This window comes from Okeanomitos corallinicola TIOX110, from assembly GCF_038050375.1.
Taxonomy (GTDB): domain Bacteria; phylum Cyanobacteriota; class Cyanobacteriia; order Cyanobacteriales; family Nostocaceae; genus Okeanomitos; species Okeanomitos corallinicola.
Map to the genome: position 1 here is coordinate 2,202,286 of NZ_CP150886.1, position 26,245 is coordinate 2,228,530.

At 35.8% G+C, this 26,245-nt stretch carries 24 protein-coding genes, 1 tRNA gene and 1 other annotated feature; of the genes, 12 read left to right on the plus strand and 13 right to left on the minus strand.

Translation table 11 applies throughout. From position 1 onward, the window contains the following. Window positions 1–245 precede the first annotated feature (245 nt). The 8 genes from rplS (at window position 246) to rplL (ending at window position 4,440) form a co-directional block, all read left to right on the plus strand. Window positions 246–608 (plus strand): 50S ribosomal protein L19, encoded by a 363-nt coding sequence (gene rplS / locus WJM97_RS09570; protein ID WP_353932807.1) that lies wholly within the window; start codon window positions 246–248, stop codon window positions 606–608. Between the two features lie 151 nt (window positions 609–759). After that, window positions 760–832: transfer RNA gene (locus tag WJM97_RS09575), tRNA-Trp, on the plus strand. Between the two features lie 184 nt (window positions 833–1,016). Then, window positions 1,017–1,238, plus strand: coding sequence for a preprotein translocase subunit SecE (gene secE, locus WJM97_RS09580; protein ID WP_353932808.1), 222 nt, complete (start codon window positions 1,017–1,019; stop codon window positions 1,236–1,238). Continuing rightward, a complete protein-coding gene (nusG, locus tag WJM97_RS09585; protein WP_353932809.1) occupies window positions 1,238–1,867 on the plus strand; it encodes a transcription termination/antitermination protein NusG in 630 nt (209 codons plus the stop codon). Before secE ends, nusG begins: the two co-directional genes overlap by 1 nt. 6 nt (window positions 1,868–1,873) lie before the next feature. Next, window positions 1,874–2,299, plus strand: a complete 426-nt coding sequence (gene rplK / locus WJM97_RS09590) for a 50S ribosomal protein L11 (protein WP_353932810.1) — start codon at window positions 1,874–1,876, stop codon at window positions 2,297–2,299. Window positions 2,300–2,406: 107 nt separating this feature from the next. After that, a complete protein-coding gene (gene rplA, locus WJM97_RS09595) occupies window positions 2,407–3,123 on the plus strand; it encodes a 50S ribosomal protein L1 (RefSeq protein WP_353932811.1) in 717 nt (238 codons plus the stop codon). A gap of 60 nt (window positions 3,124–3,183) precedes the next feature. Next, window positions 3,184–3,352, plus strand: a sequence feature (ribosomal protein L10 leader region). Window positions 3,353–3,424: 72 nt separating this feature from the next. After that, on the plus strand, window positions 3,425–3,967 hold the full coding sequence (rplJ, locus tag WJM97_RS09600; protein ID WP_353932812.1) for a 50S ribosomal protein L10: 543 nt from the start codon (window positions 3,425–3,427) through the stop codon (window positions 3,965–3,967). A gap of 80 nt (window positions 3,968–4,047) precedes the next feature. Then, complete coding sequence (gene rplL, locus WJM97_RS09605) at window positions 4,048–4,440, plus strand: 50S ribosomal protein L7/L12 (RefSeq protein ID WP_353933137.1); 393 nt, start codon at window positions 4,048–4,050, stop codon at window positions 4,438–4,440. Window positions 4,441–5,431: 991 nt separating this feature from the next. On the opposite strand, the gene WJM97_RS09610 is transcribed toward rplL, so the two are convergent. The 7 genes from WJM97_RS09610 to WJM97_RS09640 form a co-directional block, all read right to left on the minus strand. Next, on the minus strand, window positions 5,432–7,315 hold the full coding sequence (locus tag WJM97_RS09610) for a serine/threonine-protein kinase (RefSeq protein WP_353932813.1): 1,884 nt from the start codon (window positions 7,313–7,315) through the stop codon (window positions 5,432–5,434). Window positions 7,316–7,562: 247 nt separating this feature from the next. After that, window positions 7,563–9,068, minus strand: a complete 1,506-nt coding sequence (locus WJM97_RS09615; protein WP_353932814.1) for a serine/threonine-protein kinase — start codon at window positions 9,066–9,068, stop codon at window positions 7,563–7,565. A 143-nt stretch (window positions 9,069–9,211) separates the two neighbouring features. After that, on the minus strand, window positions 9,212–10,687 hold the full coding sequence (locus tag WJM97_RS09620; RefSeq protein ID WP_353933138.1) for a YARHG domain-containing protein: 1,476 nt from the start codon (window positions 10,685–10,687) through the stop codon (window positions 9,212–9,214). A 44-nt stretch (window positions 10,688–10,731) separates the two neighbouring features. Next, window positions 10,732–11,352, minus strand: coding sequence for a 2OG-Fe(II) oxygenase (locus WJM97_RS09625; RefSeq protein WP_353932815.1), 621 nt, complete (start codon window positions 11,350–11,352; stop codon window positions 10,732–10,734). A 66-nt stretch (window positions 11,353–11,418) separates the two neighbouring features. Beyond that, window positions 11,419–12,291: a fructosamine kinase family protein gene (locus WJM97_RS09630; protein ID WP_353932816.1), complete on the minus strand. Its 873-nt coding sequence runs from the start codon at window positions 12,289–12,291 to the stop codon at window positions 11,419–11,421. Between the two features lie 115 nt (window positions 12,292–12,406). Then, entirely contained in the window at window positions 12,407–13,684 is a 1,278-nt protein-coding gene (locus WJM97_RS09635) for a pitrilysin family protein (protein ID WP_353932817.1), read from the minus strand. Window positions 13,685–13,774: 90 nt separating this feature from the next. Then, window positions 13,775–14,080, minus strand: a complete 306-nt coding sequence (locus WJM97_RS09640) for a YciI family protein (RefSeq protein WP_353932818.1) — start codon at window positions 14,078–14,080, stop codon at window positions 13,775–13,777. Between the two features lie 87 nt (window positions 14,081–14,167). Here WJM97_RS09640 and WJM97_RS09645 point away from each other — a divergent pair, with 87 nt between their 5' ends. Further along, window positions 14,168–14,617 carry a DUF29 domain-containing protein gene (locus WJM97_RS09645; protein ID WP_353932819.1) on the plus strand — a complete coding sequence of 150 codons (450 nt, stop codon included), beginning with the start codon at window positions 14,168–14,170 and terminating at the stop codon, window positions 14,615–14,617. Between the two features lie 72 nt (window positions 14,618–14,689). On the opposite strand, the gene WJM97_RS09650 is transcribed toward WJM97_RS09645, so the two are convergent. Continuing rightward, entirely contained in the window at window positions 14,690–15,409 is a 720-nt protein-coding gene (locus tag WJM97_RS09650) for a hypothetical protein (RefSeq protein WP_353932820.1), read from the minus strand. 176 nt (window positions 15,410–15,585) lie between these two features. Between WJM97_RS09650 and crtD the strand changes: the two genes are divergently transcribed. After that, a complete protein-coding gene (gene crtD, locus WJM97_RS09655) occupies window positions 15,586–17,100 on the plus strand; it encodes a C-3',4' desaturase CrtD (protein ID WP_353932821.1) in 1,515 nt (504 codons plus the stop codon). Window positions 17,101–17,180: 80 nt separating this feature from the next. Here crtD and WJM97_RS09660 read toward each other — a convergent pair whose 3' ends face one another. Both WJM97_RS09660 and WJM97_RS09665 read right to left on the minus strand, forming a co-directional pair. Further along, complete coding sequence (locus WJM97_RS09660; protein WP_353932822.1) at window positions 17,181–18,287, minus strand: tetratricopeptide repeat protein; 1,107 nt, start codon at window positions 18,285–18,287, stop codon at window positions 17,181–17,183. A gap of 102 nt (window positions 18,288–18,389) precedes the next feature. Next, complete coding sequence (locus tag WJM97_RS09665) at window positions 18,390–19,013, minus strand: sigma-70 family RNA polymerase sigma factor (RefSeq protein WP_353932823.1); 624 nt, start codon at window positions 19,011–19,013, stop codon at window positions 18,390–18,392. A 197-nt stretch (window positions 19,014–19,210) separates the two neighbouring features. Here WJM97_RS09665 and WJM97_RS09670 point away from each other — a divergent pair, with 197 nt between their 5' ends. Then, the gene (locus WJM97_RS09670) at window positions 19,211–19,807 is read left to right on the plus strand and encodes a glyoxalase-like domain protein (protein WP_353932824.1); all 597 of its coding nucleotides are present in this window, start codon (window positions 19,211–19,213) and stop codon (window positions 19,805–19,807) included. 235 nt (window positions 19,808–20,042) lie between these two features. On the opposite strand, the gene WJM97_RS09675 is transcribed toward WJM97_RS09670, so the two are convergent. The 3 genes from WJM97_RS09675 to WJM97_RS09685 form a co-directional block, all read right to left on the minus strand. After that, window positions 20,043–22,730: a DNA methyltransferase gene (locus WJM97_RS09675; RefSeq protein WP_353932825.1), complete on the minus strand. Its 2,688-nt coding sequence runs from the start codon at window positions 22,728–22,730 to the stop codon at window positions 20,043–20,045. Window positions 22,731–22,777: 47 nt separating this feature from the next. Continuing rightward, complete coding sequence (locus WJM97_RS09680) at window positions 22,778–24,139, minus strand: glycosyltransferase family 39 protein (RefSeq protein WP_353932826.1); 1,362 nt, start codon at window positions 24,137–24,139, stop codon at window positions 22,778–22,780. 194 nt (window positions 24,140–24,333) lie between these two features. Further along, on the minus strand, window positions 24,334–24,762 hold the full coding sequence (locus tag WJM97_RS09685) for a hypothetical protein (protein ID WP_353932827.1): 429 nt from the start codon (window positions 24,760–24,762) through the stop codon (window positions 24,334–24,336). Between the two features lie 297 nt (window positions 24,763–25,059). Here WJM97_RS09685 and WJM97_RS09690 point away from each other — a divergent pair, with 297 nt between their 5' ends. Further along, window positions 25,060–25,998 carry an AAA family ATPase gene (locus WJM97_RS09690; RefSeq protein WP_353932828.1) on the plus strand — a complete coding sequence of 313 codons (939 nt, stop codon included), beginning with the start codon at window positions 25,060–25,062 and terminating at the stop codon, window positions 25,996–25,998. The last annotated feature ends 247 nt before the right edge of the window (window positions 25,999–26,245 follow it).

Consider the following 26,245-nt stretch of genomic DNA (forward strand, 5'->3'; position numbering starts at 1 on the left):
ATCCTGGATTTAGATCAACATTAATTTAATCAGTTAAAAAGATAAAGTTTTGGCATAGTAAGGATAAATAGATATATTTTTTTGCCCGATTATTCCGGTTTAATTGACTTGCAAAAAAATACTGTGTTACTTATAACACTTTACATACAGGATCAGAACAAAAATTTTCAAATCTTATAGACTCTCAGGCAGTTATGGATTTATGATTATTGATTGTGAGTTTTTTTCCAGAAAATTGCAAAAATATGAACGTGCAAGAGATAATCCGCTCTATTGAAGCGGAACATTTAAAGTCCGACCTACCCCAAATTTATGTAGGCGATACAGTCAAAGTGGGGGTAAAAATCAAAGAAGGGACAAAATACCGCGTCCAACCCTATGAAGGCGTAGTGATCAGTAAACGTAACGGCGGCATTAACGAAACAATTACAGTTCGCAAAGTTTTCCAAGGTGTCGGTGTTGAGCGAGTGTTTTTATTACATTCACCCCGCATTGACAACATCAAAATTGTGCGTCGAGGTAAGGTAAGACGGGCTAAACTTTACTATCTCAGAAATCTATCTGGTAAAGCGACCCGGATTAAACAACGGTTTGACCGCCCTTTGTAATCGCAACTGTGCTAAAAAAAAGAGCAGCAACCCCAAGCTATAAGCGGCAGATGCCGCTAACTTGATTTTAAAAAAAAATTAAGTTATTATGGAGAAAGTTGTGTTAGACTAGCAAAAGTTCAGCACAATCCCTAAAGCAAGGATAGCTTGTGCGCTCTTAGTTCAGTTGGTAGAACGCAGGTCTCCAAAACCTGATGTCGGGGGTTCAAGTCCTCCAGGGCGCGCTGAAAAGCAAAAAATATAGCCCGAAGCAATAGCGCAGTTGCCAAAGCAGCAGTCAGCGTCAATTATTTCGGGTTTATTATTTTTTACTGGTAGCTTTCTTGTAGACATCAAATTGGTCAAAACTGTAAACCTTGGTGCAAAATAACAAGGTAAAGCTATGTAAGAAACGGGGGGACAACGACAGTGGCCAAAAAAAATGAAGCAGAAATTCCAGCAACCGGAAATGGGTTTAGCTTAAACAACTTCTTCCAAGGCTCAAAAGAAGAACTTGACAAAGTTGTTTGGCCTAGTCGGAAGCAGTTGGTGAGCGAATCAGCTGCTGTTTTATTAATGGTGACACTCTCCGCATCTTTGATTTATTTGGTAGATGGATTGTTTGCTTGGGCAGCGAAACAGGTATTCTGATGAATTCTGCAACAGACGAACCACGAGATGCTTTACACTCAGAGGAAGCACTGGGAACAGCGCAGAAAGAATCACGCTGGTATGCCGTGCAAGTAGCCTCTGGCTGTGAAAAGCGTGTCAAAACAAATTTAGAGCAGCGCATCCAAACTTTCGATGTAGCTGACCAAATCATCGCCGTGGAAATTCCCCACACACCAACGGTTAAACTCCGTAAAGATGGTAAACGTCAGCCAGCAGAGGAAAAAGTTTTTCCTGGATATGTGCTAGTACGGATGATAATGAGTGATGATACATGGCAAGTAGTGAGAAACACTACCCATGTGATAAACTTTGTAGGCGCAGAGCAGAAGCGTGGTAGCGGCCGTGGTCGTGGTCACGTGAAGCCAGTACCTTTGAGTCACTCAGAAGTAGAACGTATATTCAAACAAACGACAGAACAAGAGCCAGTAGTCAAAATTGATATGGCTACAGGTGATAAAATAATAGTTCTTTCTGGTCCGTTTAAGGATTTTGAGGGTGAAGTGATTGAAGTTTCGCCAGAACGGAGTAAACTAAAAGCTCTACTCTCGATTTTCGGACGAGATACACCAGTAGAATTGGAATTTAATCAGGTAGAAAAACAGAGCTAAATCTAAATGGCGAAGAAAGTAGTAGCGGTCATTAAGCTGGCGTTGAATGCTGGAAAAGCCAACCCAGCACCACCAGTAGGGCCCGCTTTAGGTCAACATGGTGTTAACATCATGATGTTCTGTAAAGAGTACAATGCCAAGACAGCAGACCAAGCTGGCATGGTTATACCAGTAGAAATTTCGGTATTTGAAGACCGGAGTTTTACCTTTGTACTTAAAACACCCCCAGCATCAGTGTTAATTCGCAAGGCAGCGAAAATTGAAAGAGGTTCTAATGAACCCAACAAAAATAAAGTTGGTAGCATTACCAAAGCACAGTTGCGAGAAATCGCCCAAACAAAACTTCCTGACCTGAATGCCAATGACATCGAAGCAGCGATGAACATTGTGGGAGGAACAGCAAGAAATATGGGTGTAACAATTACAGATTAGTTATTAGTCATTAGCAAAAGGCCAATGACAACTCAATAGCTGAACTCAGAAAAAATCAATTATCGGGGGAGAGGTGAAAAACTTCGAGATGACCCCAGGAGAAAAGAATGGGTAAGAAAGTATCAAAACGCTTACAGGCGTTGCTAGAAAAAGTAGAAGAGAGAGACTACGCACCCTTAGATGCGTTGTCACTTTTGAAAGAGACAGCAACTGCTAAGTTTTCAGAAGCTGCGGAAGCGCATATTAGACTAGGAATTGATCCTAAGTACACAGACCAACAGCTACGGACAACAGTAGCACTGCCCAAAGGCACGGGGCAAACAGTGCGAGTAGCAGTTATTGCTAGAGGTGAAAAAGTCACAGAAGCAAGTAATGCTGGTGCTGATATCGCTGGTTCTGAAGAACTGATTAATGATATCCAGAAAGGCATGATGGACTTTGATAAACTAATTGCTACCCCTGACATGATGCCACAGGTAGCAAAATTAGGTAAATTATTAGGTCCCCGTGGCTTGATGCCATCACCCAAAGGTGGTACAGTAACATTTGATGTTGCTAGTGCGATCGCAGAATTCAAAGCAGGTAAACTAGAATTCCGTGCTGATCGGACTGGTATAGTTCATGTGATGTTTGGAAAAGCGTCTTTCTCCCCTGAAGATTTGTTAGTCAACCTCAAAGCTTTGCAAGAGACAATTGACCGTAACCGTCCTTCAGGTGCTAAAGGTCGTTATTGGCGTACAATCTACGTTTCTGCTACAATGGGGCCTGCAATCAAAGTTGATATCAACGCCCTCAGAGATTTAAAAATAACTGACGTTGCATAATTGTGTAATAGGGAATAGGTAATTGGTGAATTATGAACCAATGGCCAAAAACCAATCACCAAAATTAAATAAGCAAAGCCGGAGACAGCAGGTGCTAACAGCTTAAATATCCTGCCGAGGTTGTAATTTTAAATGACTGAAGTTTGCTTAACTAAAAGATAGCGACTACAGCATTAAAAATACTACTGTGAGACCCCGGCAAAAATTGCTGGGGTTTGTTGTTTTCGGCACGTTAGTTAACAGTTAACAGTGATAACTGACAGCTGATAACTGAATATTTACCCTTGGAGGTGAAGTAAGTATGGGTAGAACGTTAGAAAACAAAAAAGAGATAGTAGCTGACCTCAAAGAGACTTTAAGTGAGTCAACTTTGGCACTGGTAATTGATTACCAAGGTCTAACAGTTGCTGAAATCACTGACTTGAGAAGGCGTTTGCGTCCTAGTGGTACTGTTTGTAAGGTGACTAAAAACACCTTTATGAATATTGCTATTCAGGAAGATGAGCAATGGCAGCCAATGTCAGAACTGCTAAAAGGTGCTTCTGCCTTTTTGCTAGTTAAAGAAGATTTATCAGCAATTAAAGCGTACCAAGAATTCCAAAAAGCCACCAAGAAGACAGAACTTCGCGGTGGTGTGATGGAAGGGCGGTTGTTGAAAGATACAGATGTCAAGGCATTAGGTGACTTGCCATCTAAAGAAGAACTTATGGCACAAATTGCTGGAGCTATTAACGCCTTGGCTACCAAAGTTGCTGTGGGTATCAACGAAGTTCCCAGTTCTTTGGCTCGTGCTGTTCAAGCTGTCGCTGAGAAAGATGGTAGTTCTGAAACTACTGGTGAATAAAACTTTTTCATTAGTTGAATGCTATTAGTCACAACTAATGACTAATGACAAAAATTCAAAATTCTTTAGGAGTTATATCAATGTCTGCTGCAACCGAACAAATTTTAGAACAATTAAAATCTTTGACCTTGTTGGAAGCTTCTGAATTAGTTAAGCAAATTGAAGAAGCTTTTGGTGTAAGTGCTGCTGCTCCTGCTGGCGGTATGATGATGATGGCTGCTCCTGGTGCTGGTGCTGCGGCTGAAGCTGTGGAAGAGAAGACCGAATTTGATGCAATTCTTGATTCTGTACCTGCTGATAAGAAGATTGCAGTTCTCAAGATTGTACGTGAAATCACTGGTTTGGGTCTAAAAGAAGCTAAGGACTTAGTAGAATCTGCTCCTAAAGCTATTAAAGAAGGTGTTGCTAAAGATGTTGCTGAAGACATCAAGAAGCGCATTACCGAAGCTGGTGGTACTGTAAACATCAAGTAATTAATTCGTAATAGTGCCTCCGGCACGCTACGCGAACGTAATTCGTAATTATGAATTGTTTAGGGTGAGCTATTCGTTTAGCTTGCCCTAATAAGTGTTTAGAAATTATTCTATGTTCTGTAAAATTTATTGGGTTAAGATTAAATTTCTTGCTTGTGTATAGTTACAGTATTTTAATAATTAATTATTGGTAATTTAGGTTTTAGGATATACTTCTCCCTTGGATTATTTTAAAAATCATCATAACATAACCCTCCCAGAAGTCAAGACCCTTGAAAATACGTTGAGTCATTCGCAAGTATTCTCAATAATTTAGGGGGAAAAAAGGGTGTTGAAACTTTTTTGGGATTTTTGGGGAAAAATGGGGTTAAGAATTATTAAGGTATATCACGCAGAGACGCAGAGAAATAAAACATCAGTATTACGAAATTAAGAACTATATGATTGTAGATATTCTAAATATCACCAGTATCTAAAGATTTTCAGGATAGGAACGCAGATAAACGCGGATGAACGCAGATTTTTTGATGTGGCATTTTCAGGATGGTTTTTGAGGATTGATCTAGATTTTCAGAATTTTTATTTTGTCTGAATCAGGATGTCCAGGATTTGAGGATGTACAGGACGAAATTGTTAAATCTCTCTAAAACATCTTACCTTCGTTTCTTCGTACCTACCCTTCGGGAACACCTTCGGTGAACGTGGTTCATTCCTTTATACCTTGTACAATAACCAACCATCATTAAATAACATCCTGAAAATCCTCAAATCCTGGTTATCCTGATTCAGACAAAAAAATCTTTAAAGCATAACCAACAATCATTAAATAACATCCTGAAAATCCTCAAATCCTGGTTATCCTGATTCAGACAAAAAAATCTTTAAAGCATAACCAACAATCATCAAATAACATCCTGAAAATCCTCAAATCCTGGTTATCCTGATTCAGACAAAAAATTGAGTGTATTTTATAGGTAATTGTTCAATTCATTTAACATTTGTTAGCCGTTTTAGGATCAACAAAATCATGTAAATCTGCTTCCCAAACACTAATGTAAATTGAACCACAATTTTGGCGAATTATTTGACCTTTGACTCCACCTTTTTTAAAGGTAAAATTATCTGTTTGACGTTGCTGAATTTGTTGCAGTCCTTGTTGAATTTCTGCGGTAGCTTGTCCGGCTAATAAACCATTTAAAGTTGTTTGCATTAATTGAGGATCAACATTACCAGCAAATCCTACTTCTGTTTGTCTTAATCTACCAGTATCACGGTCAAATAGGTAGCCTAAATCAATTTGCTTCGGTACTATTTCATATATAACTGCACGAGTGTTAGGCCATAATCCTCTCAAGTCTTTTCTGGGTTTTCCTAGATTTGCTTCTACACTGCTTCTGGATGTACCTGTGGGAAATGCTGGCACATTCAATCCAGTTTGATTAGAACTTAATGAATCAGATAAGTTATTTTCGGTTTCTTTTATTTTTTCTTTTTTTTTACCCTTGTCTTTCTTTTGAGGTTTCTTCTCTTGATTTGAATCTTCAACTACTTGTGGTGTCGTTTCTCGTGGTTGTGTTTCTGGTTCAAATGTAGGTGTAATGGTGGCAGAATTGCTGGGAGTTATGGCTTCATTTCTGATTGGTGGTGTAAATGTTTGGGAAGAGTTATTCTCTGATGAAGGATTAGAATTAACTGGTTGAATTTGCTGTGGATTAGAGAGAGTTGGTTGAGTTTGTGGTGTTAGGGAAGTTTCGGGTATTTCTGGAGAATCTGTTGGTGTTGCAGAAGTATTATTTTCTCTAGTAATGCTGGAGTTGGTAGGTACTGAGTTTGGATTTTGTGGGGAACGAATTAAACTAGAAACTGCTACTGCACCGACTAAACCACCAACAATGACGCTACCAATGATGACAAAGGGTTTTTGTGGTTTGCCAGGATTGGGAATTTCTCTGATAATGGGAGTTGTGGCTGATGAGTATGCGGGGGGAGGAGCGAGGCTAATGGTGGCGGTATTAGCATGGGAAGATATGCTGGTTTTACTACTCAGGTTATGAGCAGATTTTAAAGCATAAAGCATTTTACTGGCTGTGGTGTAGCGATCGCCAGGACGTGGTTCAATGGCTTGTGTAAGTATCTGTACCATTTCTGGAGATATCCCAGCAGCGTATTGTTGCCACTGTATTTGTCCGGTTTGGGGGTGAGTTTCTAATTCCTGGGGTGACTGACCGGTCAGTAAATAAATGGCAGTTAAACCTAAACTATAGATATCTGTAGCATACACTGGACGGCCGATAGCTTGCTCACTGGGCATATAACCCGGAGTCCCGATAACAATTGATTGTACGGCATTTCCCGCAGGATTAACGACTGTACGGATGGTTTCTTTGACTGCACCGAAATCAATTAAAACTGGTTTATTATCTTGGGATCTGAGAATGATATTATCTGGTTTGATATCTCGATGAATGATACCTTTGCTGTGGACATAATCTAAGACGGACAGCAAACTTAACAGAATTTCTTTAACTACCGCTTCACTGAGTTTACCTTTTGATTCAATAATGCTACTGAGGGTTTGTCCTTCAATCCATTCTTGCACTAGGTAAAATTTACCATTTTCGGGGAAATAGGCGTAAAGTTTGGGGATTTGATCGCTAGTTTCTCCCAAATTCTCCAAAATAGCGGCTTCTCTTTCAAACCGTTGTTGGACAAGTTGAGAAGTTGCTGGATCGTGGTTAATAGGTTTAAGTTCTTTAATGACAAAGCAACGACGGGAAGGAAGATGGATGTCTTCTGCGAGGGATGTTTCCCCAAACCCACCTGCACCGAGTACCTTGATAACTTGATAGCGGTTGTTTAACAGTTTTGTTGTCATGAAACGTTACACGTGAAATCATTCCCAATGTATATCAGATACTTTGACGATATAACTACGGGATGTTTCCTGGTGATGTAGGATTTTGCACTAACTGTTTTATTTTCTCACTTCGTCAAAAACAAATTTAGACATTTCTGGAAACATTGTTCTGCTTTTACCATAAGCTGGATCATCACCAAATATGGGAATATTAATAGATATAAAAAGCTGAATATTCTATTTTGTAAGCATTTTAATCAATAATTTAACTTTGTAAACCTACTTCAGCCCATACTACTGTATATGGAGAAGAGGAAGAAGGATCAACAAAAGAAGATATATTAACAATAACTAATTGTTGACCAACTAGAACTACACCTTTTTTATCCGGTAGTTTATAATCAGGTGATTGTGGTCGGTTAATACGCAAATTTACGGCATTAATAACTGTTACTTTATCACCAATTTTAGGAACAATAGCAGGAGAAATAGTTACAGGTTGCTTGGTATAAATTAGTGGTTCTCCAATAGTAAGATTATCTGAAGTATTATTAACAGCACCTAGTCTCATCCAACCTAAAGAAATAGGCTGATTTCCTGTTGATGAAATAATGGCTGGTTCTGTTGGTTTAGTTGATGAAATTGGTGATGGAGTATTTATAGGTTGTGAAGATGAAACTTGAGATTTTGAATCTATTTTTTCAGTCACTATTTGGGGCTGTTTATTCAGAGAAAACCCAATAATAATAGAAATACCAATCAAACTACTAGCGATTAGACTAGGAATAAGTATTCCGCTTTTAGCAATGTTTTTATTACTTTGATGAGAATTTTTTTCGTAATTACTTGGACTTACAGAAATTGTATTTTGAGGTGATGAAGGAGAAGGTGCAGCAATAACTGTCGGTGTAGATCGTTGAAAAGGTACAGTGGGTGCAACAGGATTTGAAAGAGTTTGTAAAGCTATCAACATTTCTCTAGCAGATGAATAGCGATCGCGTGGATGATAAGCAATAGCTTTATCTAAAATATACCCAAAATTAACATTTAAATAAGGTGCAAAATTTCGCCATAAAATATTACCTGTATTTGGATCTGTGGGTAATTCTTGAGGTGTTTTTCCAGTTAATAAATAAATTGCTGTTAAACCTAAACTATACAAATCACTGGAAAATACAGGTCTTCCTACTGTTTGTTCCATCGGCATAAATCCCGGTGTACCAATCACAATAGACTGAGTAGGATTTCCAGAAGGACTCATTTCTGTGTTCATGGTAACTTTGACAGCACCAAAATCAATTAATACTGGTTTGTTGTCAGCAAAACTTAAAATGATATTATCGGGTTTAATGTCTCGATGAACTATACCTTTACCGTGGACATATTCAAGAATTTGCAGGATATTGATGACAATTTCTTGAACAGAATTTTCCTTGAAAACCCCTTGCTGTTTTAATTTTTCGCTTAAAGTTTGACCTTCAATATATTCTTGAACTAAATAAAATTCTCCACCTTCAGAAAAATAAGCATATAACCGGGGTATTTGGGGGTTGCGATCGCCTAATTCTTCTAAAATGGCCGCTTCCTGCTGAAACCTTTGCTGTACCAGTTGGTATACCTGGGGATTATTCACCACTGGGATGAGTTGTTTTACCACACAGCGTTTACTAGAAGGCATTTGGGTATCTTCAGCTAAGAATGTTTTGCCAAATCCTCCACTACCCAATACACGCAACACCTGATAGCGATTATTTACTAATGTCTGAGTCATAAGAGTTTACGTTTGTTTACTTTTTTGCTGATTTAGGTAAAATTTTCCTTCATTTCTAGCAATTATAAACATTTTATACCACATTTTGACTCCTATAGGCGTTGATAAATGCTAAACCCCGACTAAATTCTCAGTTGTTAACCCTATTCTTTAAAATGCCTCAAATTATATCTATTTTGATATTGATTAATAAATTCTGCATTTTTGATTTCTATTTTTGACAACAAATTAATAGGAAATGCTTGAGGTGAATAACGGGGATTATACCAAGACTGTTGATTAAAATATTCTTGTAAATCAGAAATATTAAATCTGCGTCCATGAACTGCAAAAATTGTATTTCGCATAATATCTAATTCATAACCACTTTTACCTGCTAAATCTGCTTCTGTAACTCGTCTTTGTGAAAGCCAAAAATAATTATTTCCGTTATTTGTGGTTTTTATTTCTTGAACACTGGGTGTTTTAATTTCAGATTTGTTTATGGTTGTGGGTGTATTCCTAACAATAGACTTAGATATTTTGTACTCTGAAGATATTTCTTGTTGTTCATTGGTGGGATTTGTTCTTTTAGTAGAAATTGATATTTCTGCTTCTTTGACAGTTTCTAAGGATTTATTAATTATTTGTGTAATAATAGAAGCACCAGTTAAACCACTAATAATCAAACTACCAATTATGATATTTTTGGATTTATTATTTATAACTGGTTTAGCAAAATTATTAATAGTTGATGGTACAGTTGGCTGTTGTGTGGGGGGAATTTCTTGATTTTGGATAGTGGAAATAAGATGATATTGATTTTGCAAAGCAATCAACATTTCTCTAGCAGAAGCAAAACGATCTCTAGGATGATAAGTAATAGCTTTATCAATTACTCCTGCTAAGATAGGATTAACATGACTGGCAAAATGTCGCCAAATTATTTCCCCAGTTTGCGGATCTGTTTCTAGTGTTTGAGGTGGTTTACCAGTTAATAAATAAATTGCTGTTAAACCTAAACTATATAAATCACTAGAATAAACTGGTCTTCCTGCTGCTTGTTCACTGGACATAAAACCAGGAGTACCAATAACAATTGAACTGGTAGGATGTCCTTGGGAATTTAATACAGTTGTCATTGATTCCCGCACTGCACCAAAATCAATTAATACTGGTTTTTTATCATGGTTACGAATAATAATGTTATCTGGTTTAATATCTCTGTGAACTATTTTTTGAGAATGAACATACTCTAAAACAGGTAAGATATTAAGTAATAATTCCTCAATTTCTCTTTCAGTAAATAATCCCTGCTTTTGCATTTTTGCTGTTAAAGTATCACCTTCTATCCACTCCTGGACTAAATAAAATTCTCCCCCAGTAGAAAAGTAAGCGTATAAAGCCGGAATTTGATTAGATGCACTACCAAGGGTTTCTAAAATTGCTGCTTCTCGTTGGAATCTTTCTTGAACAATTTGATAAACTTGGGGATTATTATGAATTGGTTTGAGTTGTTTTACCACACAGAGACGCTGTGATGGCATATTGGTATCTTGTGCGAGAAAGGTTTCACCAAATCCACCAGATCCCAAAGTGCGGATGACTTGATAACGATTATTTAGCAGCATGGTTTTTATTAATGGTATTATGCAATCTTTTGATAATATCTAATAGCCATATCTTAATAGCCATATCTTCGTTTTCTATTTTGTAATTGACTAGCCCTTGATTCTAGGGTAAATATGGGAATATCTTCTAATTCATCATCTATTAAATTATACTGTTCACAAACTAGACTTAAACGATATCCAGGCGTTTTCACAGCATTAACAGAATGGGTTAAATCACCTTGAAAGTAAACTAAGGTATTGCTTTGGGGTTTAATTTGTCCAATTTGACGTTTAGTAGATTTTAAAACTAATTCTCCCCCTTCCATATTTTCCGGTACTCGTACATAAAGAACACTAACAAGGTTTGGTGGTTCAATTGTTTTACAATAGGAACGTAAAGAACGATCTATGTGTGGATCAACACGAGAACCTTCTTTTAATAACAGGGGATTGAGATAAAAAGCATTACAATTAGGTTTTAGGGCTAAATCTAAATAAGGTTTGAAAAAGGGAAATTTTTCTTCGACTTGGTTTAATCCATCCCTTTTAAAAACTACAGAAAATCCTTTAGTATTGATAAAATCACGGTTGAGATTATTGATGGCAAAATAAGGACTTGCGTGAATTTCTCCCCACAAGTCATTGAGGTAATTATTGGGTAAAACGTTGGTTTCTAGTTGATAGTATTTCACATTTTTAATTCATAAATTAATTTCAAATTCAAATTAAGAACTCAGGGATATTTTATAAATCTAAATTCACAGATTTCTCAGAATTTGCTCAATCATCACATTTGCTTGGGAAGCATAACCACCACCAAATAAGTTAAAATGATTTAAAATATGATATAAATTATAAAGTGTTTTTCTGTTTTCATAACCTTGTTCTAAAGGAAATATTTCTACATACCCTTGATAAAAAGTTGCGGGAAATCCACCAAATAATTCTGTCATAGCAATATCAACTTCCCTGTCTCCATAATAAGTAGCAGGATCAAAAATCACTGGTTCACCATCAACAGTAAATCCGGCATTTCCTCCCCATAAATCACCATGTACTAATGCAGGTTCAACTTGATGGTTTGCTAATAATTTGGGGATGGAATCTATTAATTTATCTTCTAAAGGAAAACGTCCTCCTTTTCTTCTTGCTAATTGGAATTGATAACCTAAACGATGTTCTGTATAAAATTCTATCCAATCAGATTTCCAAGTGTTAATTTGCGGTGTAGAACCGATGGTATTATTCAGATCCCAACCAAAACCTTGGTTACTAATGGTTTTGTGCATTGCTGCTAAATTACGTCCCATTTGTTGCCAAGATTTATTATTACCACCATTCATTTCTAGCCATTCTAAAACTATATAACTAGAGTTATCTGTAGTTCCCCAACATAAAGGTTTAGGAATGCGGATAGTTTTGGTTTGATACATTTGTTGTAAACCCAGCATTTCTGCTGCAAACATTTCACCTTGGTTTACTTTGTTGAGTTTAACAAAATAGGTGATTTTTCCATCACTAATTCGATAACCTTGGTTAATACATCCACCACCTACTGATGAATGTTGGGAAGATTGAAATTCTTTCCCTGTTACTTGGCTAATATGATCATCTATTTCTTGCCAAAGCATAGTTTTTTATTTGTCAGTTGTCAGTTTTGATAATATTCCCAGTCAGAGACTAGGAATAAAAATCATTCAACAATATATTACCAAAGATTAGTTGCTAATTACCGATAACTAATAACTAAGCTGGTTTAACTACAACTACACCATAAGCTGTGGGTGAAAGATATTTTTGTACAGCTTGCATTAAATCATTTTTGTTTTGTTTTTGGATGTATTGGGGATAGTTGAATGCTGGTTCTAAATCTCCTATTAAAGATTGATAATAACCATACAAGTTAGAGCGATTACTTGGTGTTTCATTGCCAAATATAAACCGATTTGCCACCCTTTTTTGTACTCGGTTAATTTCTGATTCTTGGACTAATTCGGTTTGTAGTTTTTGCAAATGTTCAATGATTGCTGTTTCTACTGCTGCTAAGTTTTCCACTTCACATTTAGCGGAAATAGAAAATACTCCTTGCAGTTGATAATTGCTATTACTCACAGAAATTGAAGAAACAAGTCCTTTTTCTTCCCGTAAGTCATGGACTAATCTAGATGTGCGTCCATGTCCTAAAATTCCTGCTATTACGTCTAAAGCATAGGTGTCATTTAATTCCATTAAACCGGGGACTCGCCATAGCATTATTAACCTGGCTTGTTGGAGACTTTCATCAATGAATTCCTGACGGATAATTTCTGTAAATGCAGGTTCTGAATTAATTATTAATTCTGGCTTTTCAACTGTTGATTGTTGACTGTTTCGATCAAATTCTTTAGCTATAATTTCTATTAATTCTTCCGTTGGTAAATTACCCACAGCTACCGCAGTTATGGAAGATGGTTGATACCAAGTTTGATGAAAATCTCGCATTTGTTGGGGTGTAACTTGGGAAATTACTTCTTGGGGACCAAGTATCGGACGACGATAGGGTAAAACATCAAAAGCGGTTTCCATTGTGTGTCGAGAAATGCGCCGTCTGGGGTTATCTTCTGAACGTCTAATTTCTTCTAAAACTACTAATCTTTCTTTTTCAAAAGCATCATGGGGAATGCGAGGATTACAAACTACATCTATTTGTAATGGTGCTAGTTCTGCAAAGTTTTGAGGTGCGGTTGTAATATAAAAATGTGTGTAATCTTGGCTAGTTGCGGCGTTAGTGACTGCACCTTTTTCTTCTATCCGACGTTCAAATTCACCACTTGCTAATTTTTCAGTACCTTTAAATACTATATGTTCTAAAAAATGAGCCATGCCATTAATATCATCTGACTCGACAGCAGAACCGATGTTTACCCATACATTCAGGTTAACGGCTTCTACTGGCATTTGTTCGGCAATGATGGTTAAACCGTTGGATAGATGGTGTATTTTGGGTGCATTAAGGGGTGGATGTTTTAACAGGTTTGATGTCATTTGTTGTGGTGAGGATTTTGTTACTGTTTCTATTTTACAATTCCTACAATGGTATCAACCTTGTGATGAATTATATTTGACGAATGTTAATTAAATAAACCTCTCTTTCCCTATATGTACATTCCACTGTACTACCCTAGCTGTGTCTGCTAACATTCCATCTCGCACACGGGGACTAGTGTTAACAATATTACGGGCTTCTTCCACATTTTCCGCTCTTATTACCCATATTCCTGTGCCATCATGGGGTACAAATGGTCCACAACACAGTAAATTTCCCTTTTCGTTTTGTTCTTTAAACCATGCCAGTTGATCTTGATCATGTTCTGGATGGGCTTTTTTATATTCGTAGTATTCGGGAACTGTAGCCACAACAACTGCGAAAAGTTTAGTCATAATTATTAGAAATCACTAAAATGCACTTTACACAAAGTATATAGTATTTTGAGTATAATGAACATATCAATTAGGAATTATTACTCTATGTTTACTGTTAAAATCCTCTACGAAACAGACTTTAATCTCTGGTTAGAAGAAACTGCTATTTTACTTAAAGAAGGCAAATTAGAACAATTAGATATTGAAAACTTACTTGAAGAAATTGAAGGGATGAGTCGTAAAGAAAAAGATGCTTTGGAAAGTAATCTGATTCGTGTGCTACAACATTTACTCAAGTGGAGATACCAACCTGAAAAACGCTCTCCCAGTTGGTCTTACTCAATTATAGAACACTCTCGAAGATTGAACAAAGCTTTTAAAAATAGTCCTAGTCTCAAACGTCACTTTGATGTTGCATTTGATGAATGTTACCATGAAGCTTGCAAAGCTGCTGCTGTTGAAACTCAACTACCATTAACTACTTTTCCTGAATCATCTCCCTTTACTCAATCTGATGTTTTGGATGTTAATGTTGATGATTATTTTGTTGGGTAAAATTTCTAGAGTTAGCAGAATTTCAGGCGGGCAAAATGCCCACCTCACAGTAATTAAACCACTACATTATTATTAAACTTTTGGTACTGGTGGAAAAACAGAAATATTTTTTGGTGCTTCAGTTGATGGTAAAAAATTCTCATTCAGTAATTTTTGGAAAGTACCTAATGAAACTTGCCAATTAGCAACTATTTGTTGCAAGTTTTGTTGTTTTTCGGCTGGGGTATTTCCTGCTAATGAATAGTTGTAATTACCAGAAAATAGAATTGCAGGCATGGCTTTATCAGGAAACTGCACATTTGCTTGGTTAACACTGACATTGAGTATTCCGCCATTTACAGGGTAGCTTAACTGTAATGCAGCGTTTACTTTTGCTCCTGCAAATTCCTGCCATGAACCAGGTGCTAAAAGTTTACCATTGATATATTGATATGCTTCAGCTTCGGTGTTGAATGTGACAAATCCTCTGGGATTTATGCCCACTCTTTGATATTCTACTTGGGATAATTTTTCTACTAGCTGTTGGGTAATTTTGGGGATTTGAATATCTTCTGGGGTTTTTTGTCCTACTACTTCGACGATAGTAACACTATTAGGCTGGGCAACAATTCCTACGCCAGTTTTGTAAAAAAGCTGCACTACAACATTGTTAAAAACTGGTTCTCTGGCTAATTCCCAATCTTCGGGAATAATCCCGGTATATTTCAAAAAATCGGGAGTCATCACTGTGGGTTTGAGATTTTTAGCGGTAATTGCGATCGCTAATTCTTGAATTTCAAAGTTTTTACTCATGTTTAAATTTGCCTATTGTTATTAAAACAGAAATACTGTATCACTAAAAGCCAGTATATAGTAGGTGACAGGGAACAGGTGACAGGTGACAGAACTAAATCACACATCACAGGATGTAATTTAAAATTATGAGTAGTAATATTAAGAATTGTAAATAAACTATTCATCTACTATCAATGCCTAGCCTACCCCTAAACAAAAACCAACCCCGCGTCATTGTCATCGGTGCGGGAATAGGTGGACTTACCGCCGCAGCACTGTTAGCACATAGAGGTTATAGCGTTTTAACCCTCGACCAAGCATTAGTTCCCGGTGGTTGTGCTTCCACCTTTAAACGCCAGGGTTTTACCTTTGATGTTGGTGCGACTCAAGTTGCAGGGTTAGAACCTGGGGGAATTCATCACCGCATTTTCTCAGAATTAAACATAGAATTACCCGCAGCTACCCCTTGTGACCCAGCTTGTGCGGTTTTTTTACCTGGAGAAACTACACCTATTAATGTTTGGCGAGATCCTCAAAAATGGCAAGCAGAAAGACAAAAACAGTTTCCGGGAAGTGAACCTTTTTGGCAATTATTAACAACTTTATTTAATGCAAGTTGGGAATTTCAAGGACGAGATCCGGTGTTACCTCCGCGTAATTTCTGGGATCTTTTACAGTTAACAAAAGCTGTGCGTCCGAGTACATTTATTACTGCACCTTTCACCTTTATGACAGTGGGAGATGCTTTAAGATTATACGGTTTAGGAAATGATCAAAGACTGCGGACATTTTTAGATTTACAACTGAAATTATATTCTCAAGTTAGTGCCGAAGAAACAGCTTTACTTTATGCAGCGACGGCGTTAAGTGTATCTCAATCTCCCCAAGGATTATACCATTTACAAGGGAGTATGCAAGTATTGAGCGATCGCCTAGTAGAATCATTAGAAAGAGACGGTGGTAAATTATTAATGCGTCACACTGTCGAAAAAATTAACGTAGAAAATGGTAAAGCTAACAGTGTCGTCATTAGAAATCAAAAAACCGGAGAAGTTTGGACAGAAACAGCAAATCATGTAATTGCAAATGTCACCGTACAAGACTTGGTGAAATTATTAGGAGAAAAAGCACCTTTTGGATATAAACATAGAGTCGAAAAATTACCCCCTGCTTCCGGTGCATTTGTAGTTTATATTGGTGTAGATAAAAGTGCAATTCCTGATGATTGTCCGCCCCATTTACAATTTCTGTATGATATAAATGGTAAAATTGGGGAAAATAACTCTTTGTTTGTATCTGTTAGTCACGAAGGAGATGGCCGCGCACCAGCAGGAAAAGCCACAATTATCGCATCTTCCTTTGTTGATTTTACCCAATGGTGGAACACAGAAAACTATCAAGAATTAAAAGAGAAATTCACCCAAGATGCAATTTCTAAACTTGGACAATATTTCTATTTAAAACCAGAAACTATTGTTTATGTAGAAGCTGCTACACCTAAAACCTTTGCTCATTATACAGGGAGAGAAAAGGGAATTGTGGGGGGAATTGGTCAAAGAATTCCTACCTTTGGCCCCTTTGGTTTTGCGAATAGAACACCTATTAATAATTTATGGTTAGTTGGTGATTCAACTCATCCAGGAGAAGGTACAGCAGGGGTAAGTTATTCAGCTTTGACAGTGGTGAGACAAATTGAAGCTGAAGGATAGATTTTGTTTTTCACGCAGAGTCGCAGAGAAAAGATCGCAGAGAAGATATAGTCAAGTTATTGCTAATTTGAAAACATCTTTTAGCGGTTTTTTAATTCACCCAGAATGTAAATTAATTCTGCTTCTTGTTTTACGTCTTCTAATTGTTTTGCTAAAGGTAACGCTCTTTGGTAGAACTCTCTTGCTTGAGCATAATTTTCCATTTGTTCGTATAATTTACCAGTGGAAACTAAATATTTTAATTCTTCTCTGGGGTCATTTAATGATTTAGCAATCGCCAATTGTTGTGCTAACAATTCAAAAGCTCTTTCATAACGTTTGACTGAGCTATGAGCTTTAACTAAACCATCAATTGCTCTGAGTTGGTTAGATAAATCTAAATTAATTCTTGCCAATCTTAAAGCTGTACCATAATTACTAATGGTATTGTCATAATCTCCAGCTAAAAGATATGCTTCACCTAAATTATTTAAGGTATTTATTTCCCCAGGAATATCATTAGTTTGTCGTCTAAAATCTACAGCAGCTTCTCCAAATTGAATCGCTTGTTGATAATTTCCTAATCTGGTATGCACAAGACTTAAATTACTTAGAGAAAGTCCTTGTCCAGCTAAATTTTCCACATCGCGGGAAATGACTAAAGCATCAGCAATAGTTTTTCCAGCCGCGTTAGGTTCACCTTTTTGAACCAATAATGTACCCAAATTATTCAGGGCAAAAATTTGAGTTTGAAAATCTTGATTATCTCGTGCTATTCCCAAGCGACGACGAATAGCATCCTCTGCATTTTTCAGATTCCCTGCTTGTAAATAAGCACCTGCTAATAAATCATAAGTCAAACCTTGAGAATTCATATCACCAAGAGAATGATAAATTTTTAATGCTTGTAATCCTAATGTGATACTTTTATCAATAGAACCATCTGCATACTGTTGTTTACTTAACAGTAGTAATCTATCTGCTTGTTCTCGTAGTGGTCTAACATTTAATGGTTTACCAATAGGATGATTTAATGGACTGTGTATTTGGTCAGTAATATCAATAGCATTTGCAGGTTTAGGAATCAATAAACAAGCAAGAATTAAAGTGCAAATAATGTTTGATTTAAATTTAACTCCTGGCTGTAAAAATAGATCAAGATTGATATTGACAGCCTGAGAATCTGATAATAAGTGTTGTTTTTTCATAACCCTGAACCCTAGAAGATGATTTGTAAATAAAACGTGTAAGCAAAAGATTATATCGTCAATTCCAGAATAGCTAGTTGCTTTGTAACATCTGAATTCGGTTTAGGTGTTTTCTTCACCTAAGTAAATCGTACGAATATCACTAGGTAAATTTTCTTCTAATATACGATAACCTTCTTGAAGAAAACCGGCTACTTGGTCAGGGGAAATTTTTTCACCTTCAGCTTGTAAATAGGCCGCAATACGGGTTTCGCTCCAGTGAAAAGTTTGAGCCATTAACACAATTAAGCGTAAAATTGGCGGTAGTTGGTCAAGTGCTTGTTCTATGTAAAACCAGAATGGTGGTGAAGTATCTTTGAGTGAATAATGTATAGATTCAGTTGGTGGTAGTTTAATGTCATTAATGCAAAAAGCAGTTAAATTAATTAACCAATTTTGCAAAGTTAATATTTCTTGTCCTGTTTCTGGGTTAGTTAAATAAAGTCCACCTAATTCATCGTATATATGTTTCCAAGTCAATGCAAATAAATAATCTGCCTGGACAGGCGATCGCGCTGAATGTTGAATTAAGGTATATACTATAGGACTATAACGGCAAAAAATAGCAGTAAAGTATTTACCTTGCTCTGGATAGCGCCTAAACATATTCAGCAATTCTTGGTCACTTTGATGAAAAAGCGACTTAATTAACGGATGATTAGCTTCTGGAAAGTTAGGAATTTGCACAAGCGTTTTAGTAAATGGTTGTTAAAATATACAGAATAAAGGTTAATAAACAGTAATTGGTAATTGGTAAACTTTATTCTGTCACCCGTTCCCTGTCACCTGTTCCCTGTTCCTGAGATAAACTAGATAAGATGACGGTATGCTAGTCTTTATTGACAATACTAAAAGCCGCTACTTTATACAATCTTCATTTATTCATGGTTATAGCAGCTAATTTAATACCTTTCCCTGTTAGTCCTTTGACTTTAGCCTCTTTCTTACCTTCTCTAGCCTTGGATGGTCTTTTCTCTACCCAAGGCATTATGATTATGTTGTTGGCGGCCTACGCTGGGGCAATGTGGATGTTTCTGACCAGCGCCCCCAAGGTCTACACTGTCATGGTTTCGGACTTGGAAATTGCCAGACAATTATATGAAGGTTTGTTAGATTTGCCCGCTGCGGAAGTACCTTTGCACTATTACTACAACTATGAACAAACCATTGGTGCAACAGGCATTGACCCGCTTTATATGTCTGCTAGTCCCAGTTGGTCAAATAGAACGATGACCAATACCAACGATGGACTGTGGTATCAATTAAAGAAAAATACTCAATTGCACATCATTACTGGTGCGAGTATTGGTGTGAAAAATCAACAGCGTCATGTTTGTTTTGACCATGAATGTTTGGAAATGATTTTGATGCGGGTGGAAGTCAGAGGTTTAAAGTTTAAGATTCGCAATCAAAAGCCTTTGAATTTTTTGGTGAAGGACTACGAAGGTCGTGTAATTGAAATGGCTGAAGTTGCGGGTTAGTTATTAGTTATACTCAAAACGGCTGAATCATTAGATTCTATAGGTAGGGGTTTAGCAGTGCTAAACCCTTACACATCAAGGTTTTTTTATCTCACAAAAGTCTATGTTCCAACCGTGTTTAGTATATTAGTCATTCGTCATTAGGGTGTGTTGGGGTTTTTCCTGATGCACCCTAAATTTTTGGCGTTGCTAATTAAGAGTATGATTTTTTTTCACGCAGAGGCGCAGAGAGATGTTAATTTGGTGGATAAGGTCCGATGATTTCTATTCCCTGTTTTTCTTTTTCTGCAAGTTCTGAATTCAATGTCAGCAGTTTTTCTAAAATGTCATTTTCTGATTGGATTTTATAGGCTGCCATTACCAGTTTATCTAGTTGTTGATGTAGTTGATAAAGTTTGCTGCTGGGTTCGTTGAAGAATTTATTATATAAAGTTGTAATTCCCCATTGTTTAGATTCCATTTGTTGGCTGCGATATTGATGGAGTTCTTCTGTTTTGGTACGGATTTTTTCTACTGTTTTAATATCTGCTGTTTGTGGAAATGGGAAGGTTTCAAAACAGGTGTTATGAGTATAGCGAGTATCACCTTTTAATGTTGAACTTTGGGCTTTTACCCACAGACGATGTATTTTAGATGTAAGGATTCCTAATATATAAAAATCATCTGAAGCTACAACAGTAGTTGAGTCTGCTGGTAACCAATCAGATTTTCCAGGAAGAAAAATAAACCATTTAGAATGTCTGGGAACTATCAAGTAAAATGATAAAGATGAAATTGCTTTTCGCATAGCTGGACGCGGACGCGGAAACTGCCACCAATAATCTCTAGTTTTAGCATCTTTATTATTTAGTCTTTCAATTCTAACAGTATTTTTGACGTGTTGAAAAGGTAATTTATAATTAATTGCTTCTTCAATAGTCATTTCATTAAAATCAATAATCCATCTTTTTGGTAATCCATGAGGATTACTTGCTAAATCTCTTGCATCCGAAAATAACTTAATCACATGATTATTTTTTGAGTCTGCCTTTATCCAAGATTCAGCTATTTCTGTGTTTATTATAAATCCCTTACCAGTAGGTTGAGAACCTTTAAATGAGTAATTTGAGTTGGCAGCAATTTTGACAGCTTTAAAGACATCAGTTTGATAAGATAAGGCTGCATTGATTGAAGAAGTTAAACTATTGTCTAAAAAGTATTTATTTGTTTCTTCATAGCACCAATTAACAATACTCACATGAACTTTAGCCTCACCAGACCAAGGTTGAGTAGAAATAGCTTCATGAATAAAACCTCCATTCTGAGTTATGTAATCTAATCCTGCTTTTCTCGTATTTCCTTGACTAATAGTGTTTGTACCCACTAAACCTGCTCTACCCTTTCCATTAAGAGATTCGTGAGCTAACCTAAACCAATAACTACAAAAATCTACCTGTGATTTAACTTCTGAAAACTTGTTAAAAAGACGTTCGGCATATTCATCTCCTAAATCTGAGCGCACCCTATTTCCTCCCAAAAAAGGCGGATTTCCAATAATTGCATCTGCTTTCACCCATTCATTAAATAAAGCATCCTGACAAACAATATTATTATCCAAACTATCCAAAGGTAAAGCAGGTTCAGTTAACTGTAAATTATCAATCGCAATCTTCCGCGCAATCATCAAAGTTACCCTTGCTAACTCCACCGCAAAAGGATTAGTATCCATCCCATAAAATTGTAAAGGTGTCACCAAACCCATCTGCATTTGTTTATCTTTTGATTTTCGCAACGTAGAAATTTTTTCTAATAGCAATATTTCAATTCTTTTTAATTCCTGATAAGCTAAATACAGAAAATTACCCGAACCACAAGCAGGGTCTAAAACACGATAACTTTGTAATGATAATTGCAGTGTTGAAAGTTCTTTAATTGTACTTGCTTCCTCAATTCTCTCTTCCCAAAAACGGCTAATTGTCGGACGCACAATTTTCATAATATCCACTTCAGAAGTGTAATGAATTCCTCTAGCGTGACGTTCTTTTTTATCAACCGTTCCTTCAAATAAATTCCCAAAAATCGCTGGACGAACCTTACTCCAATTTTCTCGCGCTGAAACATCCAAAAAACTTAACTCTTCCCTAGTTAACTCAATCGGATGAATCACAGAAAATAAACCACCATTAAAATAATCAACACCTTGATAACGTCCTGCTGGTGTTTTTCCTGGTAGATTCATTTCTCTAAACAAACCACCTAAAATATCATAGGAACTTGCACCATTCATACAATCTTGCACACAAGAAACAAACATATCACGAGGTAAAAGTTGCCTCTTTTCCGCAAACATAGCTAACACACACTGCAAAATAAAACGCTGTGCTGTTAATTTTTCAATTCCTCTTGTTTCTAATTCTAATAATAATTCTCCCATCCGTCGGGCAGCTTTTACAGTCACTTCTACCTGGTTATTTTGGAATACAGGAGTTTTTTGACCTAATTCCATAAATGCCAATGCCCCAGCCCGTTCTGGCAATTTTTCCAGAGCTATTTTATCTACAGGTGTATCTAATTGAATATCAAAATCAAAGATCCAGAATTGATCAAAATTGCATAAAATTACATATTTAGGACGATTTGGGACTAAACGAGTCCAATAATCAAAAGCTTGAGAATAATGTTTATTTAAGTCTTCTCCCCGTTTTTTCATCTCAATTAAAACGCGGGGTTTCCAAACTAAATCCGCAAATCCAGTTTTACCAGTTTTACTACTTTTTTTAATAGCTTCTTCGTAAGTTGCACCAGCTTCTAAAGCACCTTCATGACCAAAAGCACGAAAAAAGCGGTCAAGAAAAGTCTGTGCTTCTTTCCGTTCTTGTCCGGTAATATGTTGTTGGCAAAATTGCACGAATTTAGATAAACTTTCTGGTGTGGATGATGTCATATTTGTCGGTCAAAATATACTATTCTGTAAAAGATCTAAATTAGTTTCTATTGATAATTATAAATAATATTAATATTCCCCAAAACTAAAATCACTAATATCAAAACTACCGTCAAACTAGCAACCAACTTAGTTACTCTCGACTTAATTATAGCATGAACTAAAAAAGGTGCAATTAATAAACAAACCAACCCGATAAAAGAATATTTTGTTATTGCTAATTTCAAGAATAACTTACCTAAACCATACTCAATATTATAATTAAAACTCCATCCTCCTACAAAAATAATCAAGAAAGTAGCAGTAAGAAAATCTGGATTTTTGATAAAATCCTCTAAAAACTTTCCTAACGCTAAAAATAGAAAAGGAAACAAAGGAATAATATACCAAGCATAAAAATGGCTTTGAGAACCAGAAAATATAAGTATCAATAAATAAATGATAATGGGAATGTAAATAATTCTGTTTTTGATATCATCAATATTTCCCTTCATAGCAGGAAGTAAAATCAGCCAACTAAAAGTTAACCAACTATCTTCAAAAAAGACTGTTTTACCAAGAAGTTCTGGAAACAACAGGAAATTCTCAAAACGATTAGTATGAGATTGAATAACTCTGAAAAACAGTTCAAAATCATAGAAACTACCATAAATAAAATAACCTGATAATAATATCAATCCAATTATCAAAACTACTAAACTATCTCGCCATTTTTTCTGATAAATTAAAAGTAAGCAAATCATCGGGACAAGGAAGAAACCGGTTATTTTCGCTAGAGATGCTAAACCAGCTAAACAAGCTGCAATATAAAGGTAGTTTGCATTAGAAGATTGGTAATATTTTAAAAAACAAAGTAAAGTTAATAAACTTAAAAATAGAATCAAATTTTCACTAACTGCTACTCTCGAAAGAAATACAGTATTAGGGTTTGTCGCAAAAATCAAAGATGCAAGAATCGCAATATTAGTGTTAGATAATTTTAAACTTAATATATAAAAGAGAACAATTGAAGATATTCCTAATATTAAAGATGGAATTCTCATGGTTGTTAAATTACAATCGAAAAAAGTATTTGCTCCTCCTAAAATTGCTGCACTACCAACAATTAAACTAAATAAAGGAGGATGATCTAACCAAGGACTAACTAGCTGATAAGTTAACCCTTTCCACTCTATTGTGGGAATGTCTCCATAAGCTTTTAACCACGACCAACTTGTAGGTATATGATCTTTAATTAAACTCATCCCACTCCAAGCAAAAGCATATTCGTCCGCAGTCCAATTATGTACAGGAATTTGATCATATTTATAGATTCTAATGACAGATCCTAGGATAGTAATTAGGGTACAAAAAAACCAATCTTTACGACTCAATAAAATTTGTAAAAATGGTGAAATTGAATCTAGCATTTGGATAATATTTATATTTATTCTGAATATTTGTGGATAATAAACATTATTATAATATTTATGATTTTGATAGAAATGCCATTTTTGCAGAAATTATATCTATTCTCTTAGATTAGATTTTCTAATTGTCAGTTGTAGGAATATACAATGTCTTCCCACAACTGGCATAATTTATCATGTCCAATTACTAACTTTTATTTATGACCATCAAGTAAAACATGATCATCAAAAATACCCTGCAATTTCAAATTAGTAAAATCAATAATTGCATTGATTAAATTTCTCTGCTCTGAACTTAATTCTAGTTCTTCTAATGCTTGGTTAAGGTCTTTACCTCTATGTAAATAATGACCAAAGTTGTGCAACTGACTGTCATCTAAAACTGCAACAATTTCTTTATTACGACGTTGACGAACTGCTTGCATTTTTTGCCGTTCTTGGGGAGTTAAATCACCTACAGAAATATTAATAGTATCTGTAGTATTTTCCCGCGTTGATGTGAAAATTACTTGAGGAGAATTAGATTCATTATTTGCTGATACTACCTTAATTACTGGAGACAAGAAAACTAAACAGGTAACAAGAAATAACGCGAATAGGCTTTTTATTACTTTAATCATCATGTTAATACGAAACTAAATCAAATTCAAGGCTAGATTACCCTTGAGCTTTTATTATTTTCCTACGTATAGGGACGGTGATTGAAAACTAGAAAAAATTTTACTCATGATCAATAAATATTTTACTATATTAAAGCTTGATTAAGTAAAAGATAATGTACTTCAGTGTAATTGTGTTTTCTTTATGAATGAGTTCAGGAATTGATAATAAAGAAATATATATCAGACATATTAGAATTACATTCTTTTATATTTCACAATTCAACGCTATCATCAAAATCATTACAAGAGGTGATAGTCATGAGTGAACAGATTTTAGAAAAAACCCCTATCAGTCCCGTTACCGAAGATAAGGAAATTGATTTAGTAGCAGCTTTCCAGGAGTCTCAAGTTCAAGAAATTCTCGATAAACTTGATCAGGAGTTAGTCGGTTTAAAGTCCGTCAAAAACAAAATCAAAGAGATGGCAGCTTTGTTGCTGGTTGATCGTATTCGTAAAAGTCTGGGTTTAACTGCTGGTGCGCCTAGTTTGCACATGACTTTTTTAGGCAATCCAGGCATGGGTAAAACAACCGTAGCTATGCGGATGGCAGAAATTCTTTATCGTTTAGAATACATCCGTAAAGAAAACGTAATTTTAGTGACACGAGATGATTTAGTTGGCCAAGGTATCGGACAAACAGCACCCAAAACTAGGGAAGTTTTAAATAATGCTATGGGTGGTGTTTTATTAGTTGATGAAGCTTATACTTTATATCGTCCTGATCATCCTGGTGACTTTGGTTTAGAAGCTATTGAAATTCTCATGCAGGTGATGGAAAACCAACGTGATGATTTAGTCGTAATTTTGGCTGGTTATAAAGACCAGATGGAAAAGTTTTTTCATAGTAATCCTGGTATGAATTCCCGTATTGGCATTCATGTTGAATTTAATGATTATAGTGTTGATAATCTGATGATTATTGCCCAATCTATTGTTAAAGCACAAAATTATTGTTTTAGTGCTGAAGCAGAAAGTGCTTTCCACGATTATTTGATTAGAAGGAAGGCAATGCCCCATTTTGCTAATGCTCGAAGTGTCCGTAATGCTATAGACAGAGCGCGTTTACGCCAAGCTAATCGTTTATTGAGTAGTGGCAAAAAATTAAATAAACAAGATTTAATCACCATCGAAGCAATTGATATTTTAGCGAGTCGGGTATTTAAAGAAGGTGTTCCTGACTGTGATCCAGAAAGTTAATTAATTAATGGGAATGGGAAAAAGGTAGTAATAATTATTAATCCTAAAATCCTATTCTCTTACTTATTTTTTAGCAAGAATTCGGACATGATCTTAATATTTTCATATTTTTATATTTTGAGATTGAGTTTAATATTTAAAAATAAAATAGCTGAAAATAGCATATAAGTACCTGGGCAAAATTAATTGCACATTTGGGAAAACAATAGAAATCGCTGTATCTCTTGTCTGTCACCTGTCACCTTTC

Bases quoted from the DNA above. Each gene is read 5' to 3' on its own strand.
- WJM97_RS09690 (WP_353932828.1), top strand. From the start codon at position 25,060: ATGAGTGAACAGATTTTAGAAAAAACCCCTATCAGTCCCGTTACCGAA.
- crtD (WP_353932821.1), top strand. From the start codon at position 15,586: ATGCCTAGCCTACCCCTAAACAAAAACCAACCCCGCGTCATTGTCATC.
- WJM97_RS09680 (WP_353932826.1), bottom strand. From the start codon at position 24,139: ATGCTAGATTCAATTTCACCATTTTTACAAATTTTATTGAGTCGTAAA.
- WJM97_RS09660 (WP_353932822.1), bottom strand. From the start codon at position 18,287: ATGAAAAAACAACACTTATTATCAGATTCTCAGGCTGTCAATATCAAT.
- rplJ (WP_353932812.1), top strand. From the start codon at position 3,425: ATGGGTAGAACGTTAGAAAACAAAAAAGAGATAGTAGCTGACCTCAAA.
- rplL (WP_353933137.1), top strand. From the start codon at position 4,048: ATGTCTGCTGCAACCGAACAAATTTTAGAACAATTAAAATCTTTGACC.
- WJM97_RS09615 (WP_353932814.1), bottom strand. From the start codon at position 9,068: ATGACTCAGACATTAGTAAATAATCGCTATCAGGTGTTGCGTGTATTG.
- WJM97_RS09630 (WP_353932816.1), bottom strand. From the start codon at position 12,291: ATGCTTTGGCAAGAAATAGATGATCATATTAGCCAAGTAACAGGGAAA.
- WJM97_RS09635 (WP_353932817.1), bottom strand. From the start codon at position 13,684: ATGACATCAAACCTGTTAAAACATCCACCCCTTAATGCACCCAAAATA.
- WJM97_RS09640 (WP_353932818.1), bottom strand. From the start codon at position 14,080: ATGACTAAACTTTTCGCAGTTGTTGTGGCTACAGTTCCCGAATACTAC.
- nusG (WP_353932809.1), top strand. From the start codon at position 1,238: ATGAATTCTGCAACAGACGAACCACGAGATGCTTTACACTCAGAGGAA.
- WJM97_RS09610 (WP_353932813.1), bottom strand. From the start codon at position 7,315: ATGACAACAAAACTGTTAAACAACCGCTATCAAGTTATCAAGGTACTC.
- rplK (WP_353932810.1), top strand. From the start codon at position 1,874: ATGGCGAAGAAAGTAGTAGCGGTCATTAAGCTGGCGTTGAATGCTGGA.
- WJM97_RS09650 (WP_353932820.1), bottom strand. From the start codon at position 15,409: ATGAGTAAAAACTTTGAAATTCAAGAATTAGCGATCGCAATTACCGCT.
- rplS (WP_353932807.1), top strand. From the start codon at position 246: ATGAACGTGCAAGAGATAATCCGCTCTATTGAAGCGGAACATTTAAAG.
- WJM97_RS09645 (WP_353932819.1), top strand. From the start codon at position 14,168: ATGTTTACTGTTAAAATCCTCTACGAAACAGACTTTAATCTCTGGTTA.
- WJM97_RS09685 (WP_353932827.1), bottom strand. From the start codon at position 24,762: ATGATGATTAAAGTAATAAAAAGCCTATTCGCGTTATTTCTTGTTACC.
- WJM97_RS09670 (WP_353932824.1), top strand. From the start codon at position 19,211: ATGGTTATAGCAGCTAATTTAATACCTTTCCCTGTTAGTCCTTTGACT.
- WJM97_RS09675 (WP_353932825.1), bottom strand. From the start codon at position 22,730: ATGACATCATCCACACCAGAAAGTTTATCTAAATTCGTGCAATTTTGC.
- rplA (WP_353932811.1), top strand. From the start codon at position 2,407: ATGGGTAAGAAAGTATCAAAACGCTTACAGGCGTTGCTAGAAAAAGTA.